General features: G+C 68.2%; 14 protein-coding genes. 5 read left to right on the forward strand and 9 right to left on the reverse strand.

Features of this window, described 5'->3' with window-relative positions; all coding sequences use genetic code 11:
* Nucleotides 1–37: 37 nt before the first annotated feature.
* The 9 genes from GII31_RS12555 to argC all read right to left on the reverse strand — a co-directional run bounded on the left by GII31_RS12555 (nucleotide 38) and on the right by argC (nucleotide 11,863).
* Complete coding sequence (locus GII31_RS12555; protein WP_213250282.1) at nucleotides 38–3,058, reverse strand: AMP-binding protein; 3,021 nt, start codon at nucleotides 3,056–3,058, stop codon at nucleotides 38–40.
* Between the two features lie 86 nt (nucleotides 3,059–3,144).
* The gene (gene argH, locus GII31_RS12560) at nucleotides 3,145–4,593 is read right to left on the reverse strand and encodes an argininosuccinate lyase (protein WP_213243502.1); all 1,449 of its coding nucleotides are present in this window, start codon (nucleotides 4,591–4,593) and stop codon (nucleotides 3,145–3,147) included.
* Complete coding sequence (locus GII31_RS12565; protein WP_213243504.1) at nucleotides 4,590–5,789, reverse strand: argininosuccinate synthase; 1,200 nt, start codon at nucleotides 5,787–5,789, stop codon at nucleotides 4,590–4,592. Before GII31_RS12565 ends, argH begins: the two co-directional genes overlap by 4 nt.
* 114 nt (nucleotides 5,790–5,903) lie before the next feature.
* Nucleotides 5,904–6,434 carry an arginine repressor gene (locus GII31_RS12570; RefSeq protein WP_260839964.1) on the reverse strand — a complete coding sequence of 177 codons (531 nt, stop codon included), beginning with the start codon at nucleotides 6,432–6,434 and terminating at the stop codon, nucleotides 5,904–5,906.
* Complete coding sequence (gene argF, locus GII31_RS12575) at nucleotides 6,434–7,354, reverse strand: ornithine carbamoyltransferase (RefSeq protein ID WP_213243508.1); 921 nt, start codon at nucleotides 7,352–7,354, stop codon at nucleotides 6,434–6,436. Before argF ends, GII31_RS12570 begins: the two co-directional genes overlap by 1 nt.
* A complete protein-coding gene (locus GII31_RS12580) occupies nucleotides 7,351–8,547 on the reverse strand; it encodes an acetylornithine transaminase (protein ID WP_213243511.1) in 1,197 nt (398 codons plus the stop codon). Before GII31_RS12580 ends, argF begins: the two co-directional genes overlap by 4 nt.
* Before the next feature lie 33 nt (nucleotides 8,548–8,580).
* Nucleotides 8,581–9,471 (reverse strand): acetylglutamate kinase, encoded by an 891-nt coding sequence (gene argB / locus GII31_RS12585; protein ID WP_213243517.1) that lies wholly within the window; start codon nucleotides 9,469–9,471, stop codon nucleotides 8,581–8,583.
* Entirely contained in the window at nucleotides 9,468–10,721 is a 1,254-nt protein-coding gene (gene argJ / locus GII31_RS12590) for a bifunctional glutamate N-acetyltransferase/amino-acid acetyltransferase ArgJ (RefSeq protein WP_213250285.1), read from the reverse strand. The genes argB and argJ overlap by 4 nt, the downstream gene beginning before the upstream one ends.
* 104 nt (nucleotides 10,722–10,825) lie before the next feature.
* Nucleotides 10,826–11,863 (reverse strand): N-acetyl-gamma-glutamyl-phosphate reductase, encoded by a 1,038-nt coding sequence (argC, locus tag GII31_RS12595; RefSeq protein WP_213243518.1) that lies wholly within the window; start codon nucleotides 11,861–11,863, stop codon nucleotides 10,826–10,828.
* A gap of 122 nt (nucleotides 11,864–11,985) precedes the next feature.
* On the opposite strand from argC, the gene GII31_RS12600 reads away from it, so the two are divergent.
* From GII31_RS12600 to GII31_RS12620, 5 genes are read left to right on the forward strand one after another with little or no spacing between them, the layout of a single operon-like run.
* Nucleotides 11,986–13,584: a GMC oxidoreductase gene (locus tag GII31_RS12600; protein ID WP_246221850.1), complete on the forward strand. Its 1,599-nt coding sequence runs from the start codon at nucleotides 11,986–11,988 to the stop codon at nucleotides 13,582–13,584.
* A gap of 6 nt (nucleotides 13,585–13,590) precedes the next feature.
* Entirely contained in the window at nucleotides 13,591–15,237 is a 1,647-nt protein-coding gene (locus GII31_RS12605) for a thiamine pyrophosphate-binding protein (protein ID WP_260839965.1), read from the forward strand.
* A gap of 39 nt (nucleotides 15,238–15,276) precedes the next feature.
* Complete coding sequence (locus GII31_RS12610; RefSeq protein WP_246222308.1) at nucleotides 15,277–15,954, forward strand: SRPBCC family protein; 678 nt, start codon at nucleotides 15,277–15,279, stop codon at nucleotides 15,952–15,954.
* On the forward strand, nucleotides 15,951–16,976 hold the full coding sequence (locus GII31_RS12615; RefSeq protein ID WP_246221852.1) for a 3-oxoacyl-ACP synthase III family protein: 1,026 nt from the start codon (nucleotides 15,951–15,953) through the stop codon (nucleotides 16,974–16,976). The genes GII31_RS12610 and GII31_RS12615 overlap by 4 nt, the downstream gene beginning before the upstream one ends.
* Nucleotides 16,973–18,004: a pyridoxal phosphate-dependent aminotransferase gene (locus GII31_RS12620; RefSeq protein ID WP_246221853.1), complete on the forward strand. Its 1,032-nt coding sequence runs from the start codon at nucleotides 16,973–16,975 to the stop codon at nucleotides 18,002–18,004. Before GII31_RS12615 ends, GII31_RS12620 begins: the two co-directional genes overlap by 4 nt.
* The last annotated feature ends 2 nt before the right edge of the window (nucleotides 18,005–18,006 follow it).

Here is an 18,006-nt window from a genome sequence, read left to right on the forward strand (position 1 = left end):
CATTGAATTCGATCTGCTGTCGTGATCGGTCACGCGGTCAGTGTGCCACGGACACCTGGTCCGGGCGGCGCAGTGTGGGTTGCGACCAGTCGAGTTCGGCCGCCGCACTGCTGGTGTACCGCCGATACCGGCCCACCTCGTCGCGGAACCAGACCTTTCCGGGCGATTTCGGGGAATCCGGCTCGGGAAGTCCCCGGGCGCCGAGGGCGGCGGTCAGCGGCCGGTACGAACTCGACAGCGGGATCTCATCGACCACGACGATGAGATGCGGCCGCAGGAACGCCGGCATCTCGCCGAGCCCCATCCGCAACGACGTGGCTGTCAGCGAGTCCGGCGAGGCGCCCGGCCGCAATGTCAACGCCGCCACCATGACTTGGGTCCCCGGCCTCCCGACGGCGTACGCGGCCACCTGATCGACCCCGGCGACCTGCGACAGATGATGCTCGACCGGCGGACCGAACATCGGGCCGTCGGCACTGCGGATCACTCTGTCGAGCGCCGACACCAGCCACAGATCGTTGTCGACGTCGCGCACGAACAACTGACCCGACACCTCCCACCGGTCACCAGGGGCGAACACGCCCCGCAACACGGTGCCGTTGGTGTCGAAACGGTGCGACGCCCGTGAGAGCAAGAGTCCCGGCATGCCGGGGTCGGCCCTGCGTACGAAGCCCGAATCCTCGATGACCAGCCGGTCATCGAGGACGTCGTAGGCGGCCAGTTCGACCTCGTTGGTGCCCGGAAGCGGTCGCCCCATCGCGCCGGCCTTATCGCCGGCAACGTTGGCCAGCATCACCGAACCGTCGGCGGTGGCGAAGAATTCGAGCACCCGGGCCCTCGGGAATGCCTCGGTGACGTCGTCCCAGAGACCTCCTGGCATCCCCGAACCCATGAACAGCCGGATCGGGTTGTACCGGTTGATCTCCAGATTGTCGGCGCGGATCACCTCACGCAACATCGACCACGTGTACGACACCACAGTCACGCCGTAGCGCTGTACCTCCGTGGCGAACGTCTCCGGTTCGATCGCGTTCGACAGGGCGATCCTCGACCGACCGGCCACAGTCGCACCGAGCGTGGTGAGCAGGCCCGAGGCGTGATGCAGCGGCGGCAGGCAGTACACGGTGTCGCGTTCGGTCAGCGCCGCCGCGGACGCCGCCCCGAAGGCGGAGATCGCGAACCGACGGTTGGTGACCCGCCAGGGATTGAGTTTGCCGTCCGACCTGGTGAACAGGATGAACGCCACATCGCCGGCCACTCCCGGATCCGGGCGGTACCAGGCCGGGATCTCGACCGCGTCCGGGTCGATCTGCTCCATGTCGATCACCGTGTCGTCATCGGTCTCGATGACAATGCGCGATTGGCCACTGCCGCCACCCAGCACCAGCACATGACCACAGTGCTCACGTGCCGTCGCCAGGTTGTCCGGATCGGCGACGATGGCCGCGCAGTGCGCCACCCGCAACATCTCGCCCATGTCACCGTCGGGTGAGAGCATCACCGCGACCGCCCCCAGGCGCGACAGTGCCGCGACGACGACGAGCGCGCTCGGCCTGGTCTCCATGAGCACACCGACGGGTGCGCCCGGCCGGACCCCGCACTGGATGAGTCCGGCGACCACATTGTTGATGCGGGTGTTCACCTGAGCCCGGGTCAGCACGCGGTTCTCGAACAGGAACAGTTCCTTGGCGCCGCCGCGTCTGGTGTTCTCCGACATCAGTTTGCCCAGCGACACCCGCGTATCGGGCCGGATGTCGTCCATCCTGCTGAGCATGATCGGCACGCTGCGCGCCGATTCCCGTGCCAACGCGACCGTTGTCCGCTGCAGCGAGGTGGCCACCCCCGCGAGGTCCTTGGTGAGGTGCGCACCGGCCATCGCCACCGACCCCACACCGTGGGTCACCCGCGACGACAGACTGACGCCGGAACCGTGCCCGCGCTCGGCGGGTTCGGCCATGGGCTCGATGCCGTCGGGCTTCGGGCCCACTCCCTCGTTCCAGTTGATCCAGGCGGCGGTGGTCGGCCACGAGTGGGCACCGGCGGCGGTACCGACGACCAATCCGAAATGACCGACGGGCATGGTCGATTCGTACACGTCGGCGCGGGATGCGGCACGCACGATACCCCGGACCGAGGCCGGCTGCCCGATGTCGTCGGCGGTGCCGACAAAGGCCAGGATCGGCATCGTGAGTTCGGTGAGGGAGACGAGTTCGCCGTTGATCACGAACCCGCCGGACAGCATCCGATTGTGCGCGACGAACTGTCGCAGCAACTCGGCGATCGCGGGCCCCGACCAGGCCACCCACCCGTCGACCTCGAGGAATCTGCGTTGTTCCTCACGCGGCAGCAGGGCGTCCCGGTCGTGCAGCTTGCGCATGAACTCGATGCGGCCCTTGATCGTCTTCACCGGGTCGAGCATCTGGAACCCGGTGCGCGACATCCATCCTGGGATCCAGAGCCTGCCGACCACGTTGTCGGCGAGGAACTCCGACAGCGGCGCGACGATGGCCGGCGGGACGGGCAGCCCCGCCAGCACGTCGACCGGACTGCCGTAGGTGCTGATGCTGAGGATGTTCTTGGAATCGCGGTACGACGCGGCCTGATAGGCGAACATCCCGCCCTGCGAGTAGCCGCACAGATGGATGTCCCGGCCGGTCGTCTCGACGATCAGGTCGATGGCCCGACTCACCGCCAGCACATGGTCGGCGAGGTTGCGTTCGAGACCGCCCTCCTCGACGTCCGGCGACCCGAAGTCGATGACCCACGGGGTGATCCCGCTCTGGTGCAGGATCGACACCGCACCGTTGTCCTCGGTGACGTCGTACACGTTGGCCGCCACCATCAGCGGCGGGATCAGCAGCGCGTGCGGCCCGGTGCCCGGTTCGTCGGGGAAGTAGCGCCGCAGCCGGAACATCGGCTCGTTTTCCACGACGACGAAAGGGGTCGGTTCGATTCCGGTGTCGAGTGCCCCGAAGCGCAGCACTTCGAGCCCGTTCTGGGCGGTGGCGAGCACTTTGTCGATGGCCGCGCCGACACCTGGTATCCCGAATCCGACCATATTCACTGGCTCCCTACTTGCTCAAGCGACCCACACGAGACGGGCGTCCGGCTCACTGTAGCCCACCGCGCACCGTGTCCGGGCAACTACGGCCGACCGGCTCCCGACCACCGGGAACGCAGGTCCGGCAGGGCAGCGCCGATGACCTCCAACTGCCGCCTGACCTGCGTCGACGAGGTTCCACCGAGCGCATTCCGAGACTCGATCGACCCACGCACCGTCAGCACGTCCCGCACGTCCGGGGTCAGTGCCGGGTTGATCGAGGCCAGCACCTCGTCGTCGAGTTCGTCGAGCCCGACACCACGCGACTCGGCCTCACGCACACAGGCACCGGCGACCTCATGCGCCACCCGGAACGGGACACCCTGCCGGACAAGCCATTCGGCGATATCAGTGGCGAGAGTGAAGCCGGCGGGCGCCAATTCGGCCATCCGGTCGGCGTGGAACACCAGGGTGGCGACCAGCCCGGTGATCGCGGGCAGCAACAGTTCGAGCTGGGCCACCGCGTCGAAAACCGGTTCCTTGTCCTCCTGCAGATCCCGGTTGTAGGCCAGCGGCTGCGCCTTGAGCGTGGCCAGCAGACCGGTCAGGTCACCGATGAGACGTCCCGTCTTGCCCCTCATCAGCTCGGCGACGTCGGGATTCTTTTTCTGCGGCATGATCGAACTGCCGGTGGACCAGGCATCAGCAAGAGTGATGTACCCGAATTCCGGTGTGCTCCAGATGATCACCTCCTCGCTGAGCCGAGACAGATCGACCGCGATCATCGTGAACACGAACAACGCCTCAGCGGCGAAATCGCGCGCCGAGGTGGCGTCGATCGAGTTCTCGGCGGCCGCCGAGAACCCGAGATCGGCTGCGATCGCCGCGGGGTCCAGTCCGAGCGAGGATCCGGCCAGCGCCCCGGACCCGTACGGGGACACCGAGGTACGGCGGTCGGCGTCGGCAAGTCTGTCGACATCACGCAGCAACGGCTGGGCGTGCGCGAGCAGGTGATGCGCCAGCAACACCGGCTGAGCGGCCTGCAGGTGGGTCTTGCCCGGCATCACCACGTCGGGGTGCGCGGCCGCCTGGGCGGTGAGCGCCTCCACCACGTCGAGCACCCCGGCACCCACGCGGCGCATCGCGTCGCGCAGCCACATCCGGAACAGTGTGGCCACCTGATCGTTTCGTGACCGACCGGCCCGCAGGCGGCCGCCGAGTTCTGCGCCGACGCGGTCGATGAGTCCGCGTTCGAGCGCCCCGTGCACGTCCTCATCGGAGTCGGCGGGCGCGAACGTACCGTCGGCGACATCGGCCGCGAGCCGGTCGAGGCCGGCCAGCATCGCGGTCAGGTCGTCGTCGACGAGCAGTCCGGCCTTGTTGAGTACCCGGGCGTGCGCCTTCGACGCCTCGATGTCATACGGGGCCAGCGCCCAGTCGAACTGCGTCGACTTGCTCAGCGCGGCCATGGCCGCGGCCGGTCCGTCGGCGAACCGGCCACCCCACAGCGAACCCTCGTTGGTGGAACCGCCGGACGCCGCGTTCCCGGTCACAGCCCCAGGTCCCGCTTGGCCGAGATCTTTGACGAAAGCCCGTGCAGCTCAACGAAACCACGGGCGGCGGACTGGTCGAAGCTGTCGCCCTCGTCGTAGGTGGCGAGGTTGAAGTCGTACAGCGACTCGCTGCTGCGCCGGCCGGTGGCCGCGATGTGGCCGCCGTGCAGCACCAGCCGGATGTCGCCGCTGACGTGAGTCTGGGTGGCGTCGACGAAGGCCTCCAGCGAACGTCGCAGCGGCGAGAACCACAGGCCGTCGTACACCAGCTCGGCCCACTTCTGATCGGTGTGCCGCTTGTACCGGCCCAGCTCGCGTTCGAGGGTGACGTGCTCGAGTTCCTCGTGTGCCCGGATCAGCACCATGGCGCCGGGCGCCTCGTATACCTCGCGGCTCTTGATGCCCACGAGCCGGTCCTCGACCACGTCGAGGCGACCGACGCCCTGAGCGCCCGCACGACGATTCAGTTCGACGATCGCCTCCAGCACACTGACCGGGCGGCCGTCGATGGCGACGGGACGACCCTTGTCGAAGCTGATGATGACCTCGTCGGGCGACTGCCAGTTGAGCGTCGGGTCGTCGGTGTAGTCGTAGACGTCCTTGGTGGGCGCGTTCCACAGGTCTTCGAGGAAGCCGGTCTCCACGGCGCGTCCCCACACGTTCTGGTCGATGGAGAACGGCGACTTCTTGGTGACGTTGATCGGGATCGCGTTCTCCTCGGCGAAGGCGATCGCCTTCTCCCGGGTCCAGGCGTAATCACGAACCGGTGCAAGAACTTCGAGGTCGGGTGCGAGGGTGGCGAAGCCGACCTCGAACCGCACCTGGTCGTTGCCCTTGCCGGTGCAGCCGTGGGCGACGACGGTGCCGCCGTGAGCGCGGGCGGCCTGCACCAGGTGCTTGGCGATCAGCGGGCGCGAGAGTGCCGACACCAGCGGGTAGCGGTCCATGTAGAGGGCGTTGGAGGTGATCGCGGGCAGGCAGTAGTCGTCGGCGAACTCGTCGCGGGCATCCACGACGACGGCCTCGACAGCACCGCAGTCGAGGGCACGCTGCCGGACAACCTCCATGTCCTCGCCGCCCTGGCCGAGGTCGAGCGCCACGGCGACGACCTCCTTGCCGGTCTCCTTCTGGATCCAGCTGATGGCGACGGAGGTGTCGAGGCCGCCGGAGTAGGCGAGAACAACGCGTTCGGTCATGGTCTGTGCGCTCCTTAGGTGTCGGGAGAAGTCTAGTGAGTGTTCGGGGGACGCCGTCCCCCAGGCAGTGGTCACCGGGCCGGCCGGCGGCGGGCGATCGGTTCGGGTTCGGCTTTACACCAGACCCTCGATTCGCCGCGCCAGTTCGGCGCCGTCGAGTGGTTCGCGGGCGACCACGAGGATCGTGTCGTCGCCGGCGATGGTGCCGACGATGTCGGGCAGACTCGCCCGGTCGATGGCACTGGCCAGGTAATGCGCGGCGCCCGGCGGGGTGCGCAGGACAGCAAGATTGCCACTGGCGTCGGTGGATACCAGCAATTCCGACAGCAGTCGGGCCAATCGGTCGGTTCCACCGGCAACCCCGCGGACCGGGGAACCGTCCTCGGGAACGACGTAGATGCCGGCCCCTCCGTCTGCGGCGCGCAGTTTGACCGCGCCCAGCTCGTCCAGATCACGCGAGAGGGTCGCCTGCGTCGCGTCCACGCCCTCGGCGGCCAGTAGTTTCTGCAAGGCCGACTGGCTGCGGACCTGTCTGGACGACAGGAGCGTGACGATCAGTGCGTGCCTGCCCGCCCGGGTGTGCGCGAGCCGCGATTCGGGCAGGCGCCCGGCCGGTGCTCCCTCTGAGGTGTCGGCGGCTGTCACTACTGCCCCAGCAACCAGATCAGCAGGGCCTTCTGCGCGTGCAGCCGATTCTCGGCCTCGTCGAAGACGACGCTGGCGGGCCCGTCGATCACCTCGTCGGTGATCTCGTCGCCACGATGGGCCGGAAGGCAGTGCAGCACGATCGCTTCCGGGTCGGCCAGGGCCAGCAGGTCGGCGTTGATCTGGTACGGCCGGAACGGCGCGCGCCGGTCCTTGCCGTCGCTCTCCTGCCCCATCGACACCCAGGTGTCGGTGACGAGCACGTCGGCCCCGGCCACCGCGGTACGCGGATCGCGTTCGACGGCGACCGATCCGCCGGTCGCCGCGGCGCGGTCGCGGGTCGCCTCGATGACCGCCGGGTGGGGGTCGAAGCCCTCGGGCGCCGAGATCGTCACATGCATTCCGGCGGTCACCCCGCCGAGCGCCAGCGAATGCGCCATGTTGTTGGCGCCGTCACCGAGATAGGTCATCGACAGGCCCGCGGTTCTGCCCTTGTGCTCGATGATGGTCTGCAGATCCGCGAGTACCTGACATGGATGCCACATGTCCGAGAGCGCGTTGACCACCGGAACGGTCGCCTGCGAGGCCATCGCCTCGAGCCGCTCATGTCCGGAGGTGCGCCATACGATCGCCTCGACGAACCGGGACAGCACGCGAGCGGTGTCCTCGATGGTCTCGTCGCGGCCGAGTTGGGTGGTGGTGCCGTCGACGACCACGGCGTGACCGCCGAGCTGGGCCACGCCGAGCTCGAACGAGAACCGGGTCCGGGTGGAGTTCTTGTCGAAGATCACCCCGACCCCGCGCGGGCCCTCCAGTGGCCGCATACCGAACGGGTCGGCCTTGACGGTGGCCGCCAGCTCTAGGATCCGCGCCTGCTCGTCGGGGGTGACGTCGTCGTCACGCAGAAAGTGCCGGGTCACTGCCCTGCCTCCTTGTCACCGGTCGCCTGCTGTGCGGCGTCGAGTATCGCCGGCAGTGCACCGACGAAGCGTGTGCCCTGGTCCTCGGTGAGGATCAGTGGCGGGGCGAGCCGCAGCACGTCGGGTGCGGGTGCGTTGATCAGGTAGCCCGCATCGCGCGCCGCCACCTCGACCGCCGACGAGATGGGTTGCGCCAGGGTGACACCCAGCAGCAGTCCGGCTCCGCGGACACCGGTCACCAGCGGGTGGCCGAGTTCCTCGATACCGGCCGCGATGGTTTTGCCCACCGACGCGACATGCTCGCAGAGTCCTTCGTCATCGATCACCCCGATGACCGCGAGCGCGGCGGCGGCGGCCACCGGGTTTCCGCCGAAGGTGGTGCCGTGCTGGCCGGGGCCGAACAGGTCGGCGGCCGGGCCCGTGGCCAGGACCGCCCCGATCGGCAGCCCACCGCCGAGCCCCTTGGCCAGCGTGAGTACGTCGGGGACGATGCCTACGCCCTGGTGGGCGAAGAACGGCCCGGTGCGGGCCACCCCGGTCTGCACCTCGTCGAGGATGAGCAGGGCACCCCGCTCCGCGGTGATCCGCCGGGCGTGGGCGAGATAATCGGCGGGCGGGACGATGACGCCGGCCTCGCCCTGGATCGGTTCGAGAATGACCGCGGCGGTGCGATCGGTGACCGCGGCGTCGAGCGCGTCGTGGTCACCGAACGGCACGAACCGCACTCCCGGCGGCATCGGCTCGAACGGCGCCCGCTTGCCGGGCTGCCCGGTCATGGCCAGCGAGCCCATGGTCCGGCCGTGGAATCCCCTGTCGGCGGCGATGATCTCGGACCGGCCGGTGAGCCGGGCGAGCTTGAACGCGGCCTCGTTGGCCTCGGTACCCGAATTGCAGAAGAAGGCGCGGCCCGGGTGTCCGAACTTGTCGAGCAGCCGCTCGGCGAGTTCGACGACGCGCGGATTGACGTACAGGTTGGACACGTGGCCGAGGATGCCGAGCTGGTCGGTGACCGCCGCGATGATCGCCGGGTGCGCGTGGCCGAGGGCGTTGACCGCGATACCGCCGAGAAGGTCGAGGTACTCGCGTCCGTCGGCGTCGGTGACCACCGCACCCTGTCCCCCGACCAGCGCGAGCGGCGGGGTTCCGTAGTTGTTCATCAGCGATGCCGACCACCGCTGCCGCAGAGTTGTCATGAGTTGTTCCGTTCGGAGCGATATGGGTGACCGTTACACGGGGGTGCCGGGAACCACGCGGGTTCCGGCCGAGCTGGAGGTGAGCAGTTCGGCGAGCACGGCGTGCGGGACCCGTCCGTCGACGACGTGGGCCCGCCGGACGCCGCCGTCGACGGCGCGCAGACAGGCCTCCATTTTCGGAATCATGCCCGAATCGAGTGTCGGCAACAGTTCGGCGAGGTCCGCGGTGCTGATCGAGGACACCAGCGACGAGCGGTCCGGCCAGTCGGTGTACAAACCTTCGACGTCGGTCAGCATCACCAACCGGGCCGCGCCCAGTGCCTCGGCGAGTGCTCCGGCGGCGGTGTCGGCGTTGATGTTGTGCACTACCCCGTCCTTGTCGGGAGCGATCGTCGAGACGACGGGGATCCGCCCGGCGGCGACCAGATCGAGGACCGCCGAGGTGTTGACGGAGGTGATGTCGCCGACCAGTCCGATGTCGGTGGTGACCCCGTCGACTTGGACGGTGCGCCGGGTCGCGGTGAACAGGTGCGCGTCCTCACCTGTGATGCCGACCGCGTACGGCCCGTAGGTGTTGATGAGGCCGACCAGTTCGCGGCCGACCTGACCGAACAGCACCATCCGCGCCACATCCATCACCTCGGGGGTGGTGACACGAAATCCGCCGCGAAACTCTCCTTGCAGGCCAAGGCGTTTGAGCATCGCCGAGATCTGCGGGCCGCCGCCGTGCACCACGATCGGATGCATGCCGCAGGCGCGCAGGAACACCATGTCGGCGGCGAAGGCCGCTTTGAGCCGCTCGTCGACCATGGCATTGCCACCGTATTTGACCACGACGGTGGCGCCATGCAACTCCTGCAGTGCGGGAAGGGATTCGGCGAGAACCGCGGCCTTGTCGATGGCGGTGAATCCGCTGTCGCTCATGAGGAGTACGCCGAGTTCTCTTCGACGTACGCGTGCGACAGGTCGGTGGTGCGCACCCAGGCCGTCGCGTCGCCGAGCCCGAGATCGACGATCACGTCGATATCCTGCCCCGACAGGTCCACGTCGCGGGCGCCGTCGACGCCGTATCCGTTGCGGCACACCGCCTGTCCGTTGAATGAGACGGCGATGACGTCCGGGTCGACGGTGACCGGGGAGATACCCACGGCCGCCAGTACCCGGCCCCAGTTGGGATCGGAACCGAACAGCGCGGTCTTTACCAGCGAATCGCGGGCCACCGCCCGCGCCACCGTCACCGCGTCGTCCTCGGTGACAGCACCGGTCACGGTGATGACGACGCGTTTGGTCACGCCCTCGGCGTCGGCCTGCATCTGCGCGGCCAGATCGTCGCACACCGCGAACACCGCGGCGTCGAGGTCGGTCTGTTCGACGGGAATCCCGCTCGCACCCGAACTAAGAAGCAGCACGGTGTCATTGGTGGAGGTGGAGCCGTCTATGTCGAGCCGGTCGAAGGTCTTGCCGGCGGCGCCTCGCAGCGCGGAGTCGAGCTGGTCGGCGGTGGCCACCGCGTCGGTGGTGAGCACCACCAGCATCGTCGCCAGCGACGGGGCCATCATGCCCGCGCCCTTGCCCATCGCCCCTACGTTCCAGCCCTGCGGATGGTGCAGCGCAACCTGTTTGGGGACGGTGTCGGTGGTCATGATCGCGTGCGCGGCATCGGTGCCGCCGGACAGTCCGCCGCCCATGTCGTGGACGATCTCGGTCACCCCGGCCAGCACCTTGTCCATCGGCAGACGGTCCCCGATGAGACCGGTGGAGCAGACCGCGACCTCGACGGCCCCGGTTTCGGTGCCCCAGTTGCTGAGGGTCCGGGCAACCGCCTCGGCCGTGTGGTGAGTGTCCTGGAAACCGCCCGGTCCGGTACACGCGTTGGCACCGCCCGAGTTGAGGATCACCGCGCGGAGCCGCCCGCCGGTGAGTACCTGCCTGCTCCAGAGGACCGGCGCGGCCTTCACCTGATTGCGCGTGAACACGCCGGCCGCCGCGTACTCCGGCCCTTCATTGAAAACCAGTGCGAGATCGGGCTTTCCGGACTTCTTGATACCCGCGGCCAACCCAGCGGCCCGAAAGCCCAGGGGTGCGGTCACACCCTGGCCGCGGACGATGCGGGGCGCATCGAGGGGCGCTCCCCCTTCGATCCGATCCGCCGCGGCGCCACTGCTCACATCGATGTTGCCACTGTCGGTCGCATTGTCGCTGTCTGTCACATTCTCGCTGTCTGTCACATTCTCGCTGTCTGTCACATTCTCGCTGTCTGTCACATTCTCACTGTCGGTCACGGCGCCACTCCCACGGTTGACAGCCCTTCGGTCTCATCCCAACCGAGGGCGAGGTTCATTGATTGCACCGCGGCACCACCGGTGCCCTTGGCCAGGTTGTCGATGGCACCGACCACCACGAGCGTTCCGGCGCGTTCATCGACGGCCACCTGCAGGGTCACCGCGTTGGAACCGATGACGGTGCCGGTGGCGGGCAGTTGACCTTCGGGCAGCAGGTGGACGAACGGCTCGTCGGCGTAGGCCTTGTCGTAGACGGCCCGCACCTCGTCGGCGGATGCGGTGGTCTTGGCCGTGCAGGTGGCCAGGATGCCCCGCGAGGTGGGTACGAGCACCGGCGTGAACGACACGGTCACGGGCAGGTTCGCCGCCACCGAAAGCGCCTGCGAGATCTCCGGGGTGTGCCGGTGCACCCCCCCGACACCGTAGGCCCGCGCCGAGCCGATGACCTCCGATGCCAGCAGGTCCACCTTGGGTGAGCGGCCCGCACCGGAGGTGCCACTGACCGCGACGACGGTGACGTGCGGTTCGATGAGGCCGGCGGCCATGGCGGGCCGCAGCGCCAGAATCGACACCGTCGGGTAGCACCCGGGCACCGCGATCCGCGCGGCGGCGGCGAGGACCTCCCGGTTGCCGGGCAGTTCGGGCAAACCGTACGGCCAGGTGCCGGCGTGCTCACCGCCGTAGTACTGCGCCCAGTCGGCGGCGTCGTGCAGCCGAAAATCGGCACCGCAGTCGACGACGATGGTCGTAGGCGGTAGGGCGTTGGCGATCTCGGCCGACTGTCCGTGCGGCAGCCCCAGGAAAACGACGTCGTGCCCGGCCAGGGTCTCGGGAGTGGTTTCCTGCAGGATCCGGTCGGCCAGCGGAAGCAGATGAGGATGCTGGGTGCCCAGCGAGCTGCCGGCGTTGCCGCCCGCCGTGAGGGCGCCGATCTCCAGGTCACCCGATCGCAGACGCGGGTGTCCGAGGAGCAGGCGCAGGATCTCCCCGCCCGCGTAGCCACTGGCACCGGCGACAGCCACTCTGATCGTCATGAAATCATTATGCACAACGATGCAAATCAATTCATCAACCGGTCGCAACTTCCTTTGCTCATTGCACACCTGAGCACAACTTAGGTCTTCCTAACTCGCCGTCATCCCGGTAGTTTCTCCTGGTGACTTCAGATCGTTTTCCGGTGACACCGGTATCCCGTCGACGTGTCCTACAGGCAACCGCGGGACTCGGCGCACTCGGTGCCCTCGGCGCCACACGCACCTCCGCATTCGCGGCACCCGACGAGCAGGGCAGGACCGCCGCCGTCATCGGCACCGGATTCGGCGGCTCCGTCGCCGCCCTCCGACTCGGCCAGGCCGGGTTCCGTACCACCGTCTTCGAGCGCGGACGGCGCTGGGACATCCGCAAGGACGGCAACACCTTCCCCAGCATCCGCAATCTCGACGGCCGCGCCTCCTGGTTCGCCGGCCAGGTGAGCCTGGGCGGACCGGCCGGTGTGCCCGTGGCCAAATATCCGGGCCTGCTCGACCAGGTCAAGGGCAACGGCATCGACTCGGTGTACGGGGCCGGCGTGGGCGGCGGCTCGCTCGTCTTCGGCGCATTCACCTCCACCCCCCGCAAACAGGACTTCGAGCACGTCTTCCCGGGCGGCACCGACTACGACGGACTGCTGCGCGAGTACTACCCGCGAGTCCTCAAGATGCTCAACGCGAGCAAGCTGCCCGCCGACATCCTCGCCCACCCCAACTATGTGGGCGCACGCTCATGGGCCAAGACCGTCCGCCGCTACGGCGCACAACTACGCACCTTCGAGTACGCCGTCGACTGGGACATCGTGCGCGCCGAACTCGCCGGCCGGGCCACCCCGTCGTTCAGCATCGGCGAGATGGGCTTCGGCGCCAACAGCGGCGCCAAGAACTCCACCGACCACAACTACCTGCCCGCCGCCGAACGCACCGGCAACGTCACAATCAAACCGATGCACGAGGTATTCGAGATCCGGCCCCGCGGCAACCGGCCCGGCTTCATCGTCAAGGCCCGCCAGATCGACAACCAGAACCGCACCGTGCGCGTGGTCACCGCCGACGTCGACTACCTATTCCTCGGCGCCGGCTCGTTCCACACCACCCGCCTGCTCGTCGAGGCACGGGCGAAAGGGCACCTGCCCAAACTGTCCGGCAAGATCGGCGACGGATTCGGCGCCAACGGCGACTTCCTCACCGCCCGCACCGGGCTGACCGACGACTACGGACCGGTCCAGGGCGGTCCCGGCTACGGCCGGTTCTACGACGACGACTTCTCCGGCGGTCCGGTGTCGATGGTCTACCACTCCACCCCACTACCCGCACCCGGCGGAAAACTGTTGACCACCAACCTCATCCAGGTGTTCAGCCCCGAACGCGGCACCATCGACTACAACCGGTCGACGGGCAGTGCCGTGCTGAATTATCCGTTCGCCGAACACAGCAGCATCCTCGACCGCCGCGGCAACGCCTTCGCGAACCACTTCGCGCGGCGCGCCGGCGGGGTTCCGATCGTGTCCCGGCTCGCCGGCTTCGGTTCCGCCAGCACCTATCACGGACTCGGTGGTGTGGTCATCAACAAGGCGGCCGACCTCAACGGCTCCGTCCACGGCTACGACAACCTGTACGTCGTCGACGGCTCGTTCATGCCGGGTGAGGTCGGTCTGGTCAACCCCTCGCTGACCATCGCGGCGATCGCCGAACGCACGATGGACCGTTTCGTGGCGACGCACTAGCCGCGCGTGAACACGGTGCTCCACGGGCTGTCGCCCACCGTCGCCGACCGGGTGGTCGAGCGACTGCGACAGCTCGGTATCTCCACGCTGTTCGGTGTGCACGGCGCCAACGCCGAAGACATCTTCGACGCCACCGTCCGCCACCCCGGGATCACCCCGGTGATCGCCAAGCATGAGTTCGCCGCCGGCGCGATGGCCGACGGTGCCGCGCGCATCGGCGGCGGTGTCTCGGCCGTACTCACCACCTCCGGTGGCGGTGCCCTCAACGTGGTCCCCGCACTCGCCGAGGCCTACGACAGCCGGGTGCCGGTGCTCGCCCTGCTGGGCACCGCACCCCGCCCCACGGTCGGCCGTGGCGGGTTCCAGGACATGCTGACCCCACCGGACACCATCGATCTCGCGGCGGTGCTCTCTGGAGTGGTCGGCGCGTACGCCGTCGTCGACGACCCGGGCGCGCTCGACGGCGCGTTCACCGCCGTGACCGACGCGCTGCGTCGCGGGCTGCCCGCGGCACTGGTGATTCCGAAGGACGTGCAGGCCGCACCGGCCCCCGATGTCGCCACCACGTCACCGCCGCACCCCCGGCGGGCGGCCGAACCGGCACCGGACGACCTGGCCGAACGACTGGCCGAACTGGCCGGCGCCGGCCGGATCTGCGTCTGGGCCGGCGAGGAAGCATCCCGCCTGCGGTTACGGGACCGGGTCGAGGCGCTCGCCGCCCTGGTGGGGGCCACGGTCGTCGTCGCACCCGGAGGACGCGACCTCGCCGTACCCGGCCGGTGCGCCGGGGTCACCGGGGTGATGGGCCATCCGTCGGCACACCGGGCCCTCGCCGCCGCCGACCTGTGGCTGGTGCTGGGCTGCCGCATGTCGCTGACCGACCGCGCCGGGCTCGACGCCCTCATCGCCGACACGGAGACGGTTCACGTGGGGTCGTGGCCGCCCCGCACCCCCGGGGTCACCGACCACGTCCCCTGCGACGATCTGCGCGGGTTCCTCGATTCGGTGATCGAACGCACCGCCTGCCTGCTCACCGCACCACCGCCGCGGCCGACGGTAAGGCTCGAGCACCTGTCGACCCCGGCCACCGCCCACCCCCTCGACATGCGCACCGTGATCGACACGATCGGCGCCCACCTGCCGCCCGGCTGTGCGGTCTTCGCCGACGCGGGCAACACGGGCGCGGCATCCATCCACTACCTGCCGTTCGGTGACCACCGGTTCGAGGTGGCGCTGGGCATGGGAGGGATGGGGCACGCGATCGGTGCCGGACTGGGCACCGCACTGGACACGGGCACCCGAACCGTGGTTATCACCGGCGATGGTTCGTTCTTCATGCACGGCATGGAGTTGCACACCGCCGCCGAATACGACGCACCGCTGACCCTGGTGGTGCTCAACAACAACGCACACGCGATGTGCGTGACCCGCGAACGCCTCTACTTCCCCGATACCCCCGGCCTCAACCGCTTCGGCCCGGCCGACATCGCCGCCGGCGCCGCGGCGATGTTCCCCGCCATCAAAGTCTTTCACGCCACCGACGCCGCGGGATTGGCCGCGGCCTGCCCCGACGCGCTCACCGCCGCGGGCCCCACCTGCCTCGTCATCGACGTAGACCCCGACGAAATCCCCCCGTTCGCACCGTTTCTCTGAGAAAGCACACACCCCATGACAGAAGAATCCCCCACCGATATGTCCCCGCCACCCGAGCCCGCCGCCTCTTCCCACCCGGCACTGGCCGACATCTCCGAACCACTCGACGGCGTGTTCCGGGTGGAAACCCATCCCCGGGCCGCCAACACCGCGCTGGTGGTGGACAAGATCCGCTCGGTGTACCCGCATCAGCAGATCTACGGAAAGTTCTGCCCCGTCCAGGGATACGTCGACGCGCCGCCGCGCGAACTCTACGAATGGCTCTCCGACACCCGATCGCTGGAGGAATGGACCTACAGCACCAGGGGGTTCACCCGGACCGAACGTCCCGACGTGTGGGCGGGCTACGACATGCTCAATGCCGACACCAAGATCTATGTGCGCACCGAGGCCAACCCGGAGGCGATGACCGTCGACTACCACTGCGCGTGGGATCAGGGCGAACACCTGTGGATGATCTACCTGATGCGCGTCGTCGACGCCCGGACAGTCCTGAACAAGCCGGGTTCGGTGGTGTTGTGGAACAACTGCCGACACCCCTTCTATGACGACAATCCGTTCCCCGAGACCGCACCGGCGGGCCGTGAGGAATGGGTCGGCGACCTGTGGGACATGTTCTGGGCGGGACACCAGATCGAGCTCGACAACCTGACCGCAATCGCCGAATATCGCCACCGCAATGGCCTTCCGCTGACCCCTGATTGGATGCGCTCGTGAGCACCGCCCCCACCCTCCGGCTCGCCGACCTGGCCACCTATCGACCCGAGAATCGGGTCCCGGCAGAGTTTTTCGCCCAGTACGCGGAGACCGACGAACTGGCCGGCAACGTGATGTTCCGGTCGCCGTCGTTCCGTCATCACGCCGCCGACGGCGAAACGTCGGCGGATATGATCGTCACGGCCGCAAAGGTTCTCACCGACAGACATGGCAGCGACTATCTCGCCGACGTGGACGTGGTACTCACCCACAGTCAGCTACCGGAGGTTCCGGTGCGCGGCTGCGTCGGCGAGGTGGCGCACCGGCTCGGGTTGCGCCCGCAAGCGGTGCTCGACGTCCACAACGGCGGTTGCGCCGCATTCATCCTTCTCCTCGAGCTGGCCGGTGACCTGCTCCGAGCGCGCGGAGCGCGTAAGGCACTGATCGGGTTGGCACAGAACAGTGCCGGACAGATCTTCGTCCAGGAACAGGTACGTGGCAAAGCGCAGGCGTCGATTCCCGGTGACGGCGCGGCGGTCGCCGTCCTCACCCTGTCCGATGAGGGCAGCCCCGTGCTGGACACGGTGTGCCGTTCCTACGGCCAGTATTCGGCCGATATGACGGCAGTCAGTTCACCCGAACGCAAGTATTGGGAGGCCGGACCCGGCCAGATCCACGTCGGATTCACCGAGGCGAAGATCGCGAAAGTGCTGGCCCGAGGGAACCGTCTGGTGCCCGAGGTAGCGTATGAGGTCGCCGACCACATCGGGGTCAAGACCGCTGACTTGGATGCGTTCATCACCAATCAGCCCAACCGCATTTTCCTCCGCAACTGGCGCGACGCGCTGGAACTTCCCGAGGAGCGGCATCCGGACACCTTCGACGAGTGCGGCAACCTGTTCGCCGTCGGCATCCCGATGACCCTCGACGCCGCCGTCAACGACGGGCGCATCACCGACGGAAATGTGGTGCTGATGGCGGCGTTCGCGCATGCAGGTGACTTTGCCGCAGCCGGTGCGGTGCGCTGGGCCGGGCGGTCGTGACCGCTGTGGTTCTCCGGCCCGCCGCTGCGCCAGTGGTGGCCCGTTGTGACCTCAACGAATCGGCATATCCGCCACTGCCTGAGGTGGCGGCGGCGCTGGCCGAACACGCGTCGAACGCCCACCGATACCCGGAGTTCCTGCCCGACGGTCTACGGGCAACGATCGCAACCCATCTCGGACTTGACCGGGCGGCGGTGACGGTCGGCGCGGGCGGAACCGCGGTGGCGTTCGCGATCTTGCAGGACTGTGTGACCCGAGCTGAGACGGCCGCGCCCCGGATCGCCACCCCGATGCCGACTTTCGACGGTTTCGCGATTCTCGCCCGGATGCTGGGCGCGACGCTCGACCCGTCGCCGCTCACCCCATCAGGTGTCCCGGACCTGGACGCGCTACGCTCGCGCATCGGCCCCGATACCGTCGCGGTGATCCTGTGTTCACCGCACAATCCCACCGGCGCCATCGTCGACGACACAGAGCTGCGCGCGTTCCTTCGGGCCGTCCCGTCGGGTGTGCGGGTGATCCTCGATCAGGCTTATGTCGAATACCAGGAAAACCCGCCGGACACCACGTCCCTGTTCGAGGTGAATCCGAATGTCGTTGTGCTACGCACATTCTCGAAGGCATATGGCCTCGCCGGACTACGCGCGGGCTATGCCTTCGGCATTCCGGAAACCATCGCCGAGCCACGCGACCACGAAGTACCGTTCGCCGTGAACGCGGCCGCCGAATACGCGGTCCCGGTCGCGCTCGCCGCCCAGCCGCAGCTACGGCAGCGGGTCGAGGCCATGCGCGCCGAACGCGACCGGCTGACCGTGGCCCTGACCGATCTCGGCTGCCTCGTCCTGCCCAGTCACGCGAACTTCGTATACCTGCCCGGCGCTGACGGCATCGCTGTCGGTCGCCTACTGCGCAGCATCGGCGTCATCGGCAAGGAGTGCGGCACCTACGGTTTCCGGCTCACCGTCACCAACTCCCGAACCACCGACTACCTGATCGACGCCCTCCGCCTCACCGCCCACACCGCGTAGCT

This window comes from Gordonia pseudamarae, assembly GCF_025273675.1.
GTDB classification, from domain to species: Bacteria; Actinomycetota; Actinomycetes; order Mycobacteriales; family Mycobacteriaceae; genus Gordonia; species Gordonia pseudamarae.

Excerpts from the sequence above, each read along its gene's own strand:
- argC (WP_213243518.1), bottom strand. The coding sequence starts at position 11,863 with ATGACGATCAGAGTGGCTGTCGCCGGTGCCAGTGGCTACGCGGGCGGG.
- GII31_RS12565 (WP_213243504.1), bottom strand. The coding sequence starts at position 5,789 with ATGACCGAACGCGTTGTTCTCGCCTACTCCGGCGGCCTCGACACCTCC.
- GII31_RS12580 (WP_213243511.1), bottom strand. The coding sequence starts at position 8,547 with ATGACAACTCTGCGGCAGCGGTGGTCGGCATCGCTGATGAACAACTAC.
- GII31_RS12555 (WP_213250282.1), bottom strand. The coding sequence starts at position 3,058 with ATGGTCGGATTCGGGATACCAGGTGTCGGCGCGGCCATCGACAAAGTG.
- GII31_RS12610 (WP_246222308.1), top strand. The coding sequence starts at position 15,277 with ATGTCCCCGCCACCCGAGCCCGCCGCCTCTTCCCACCCGGCACTGGCC.
- argB (WP_213243517.1), bottom strand. The coding sequence starts at position 9,471 with ATGAGCGACAGCGGATTCACCGCCATCGACAAGGCCGCGGTTCTCGCC.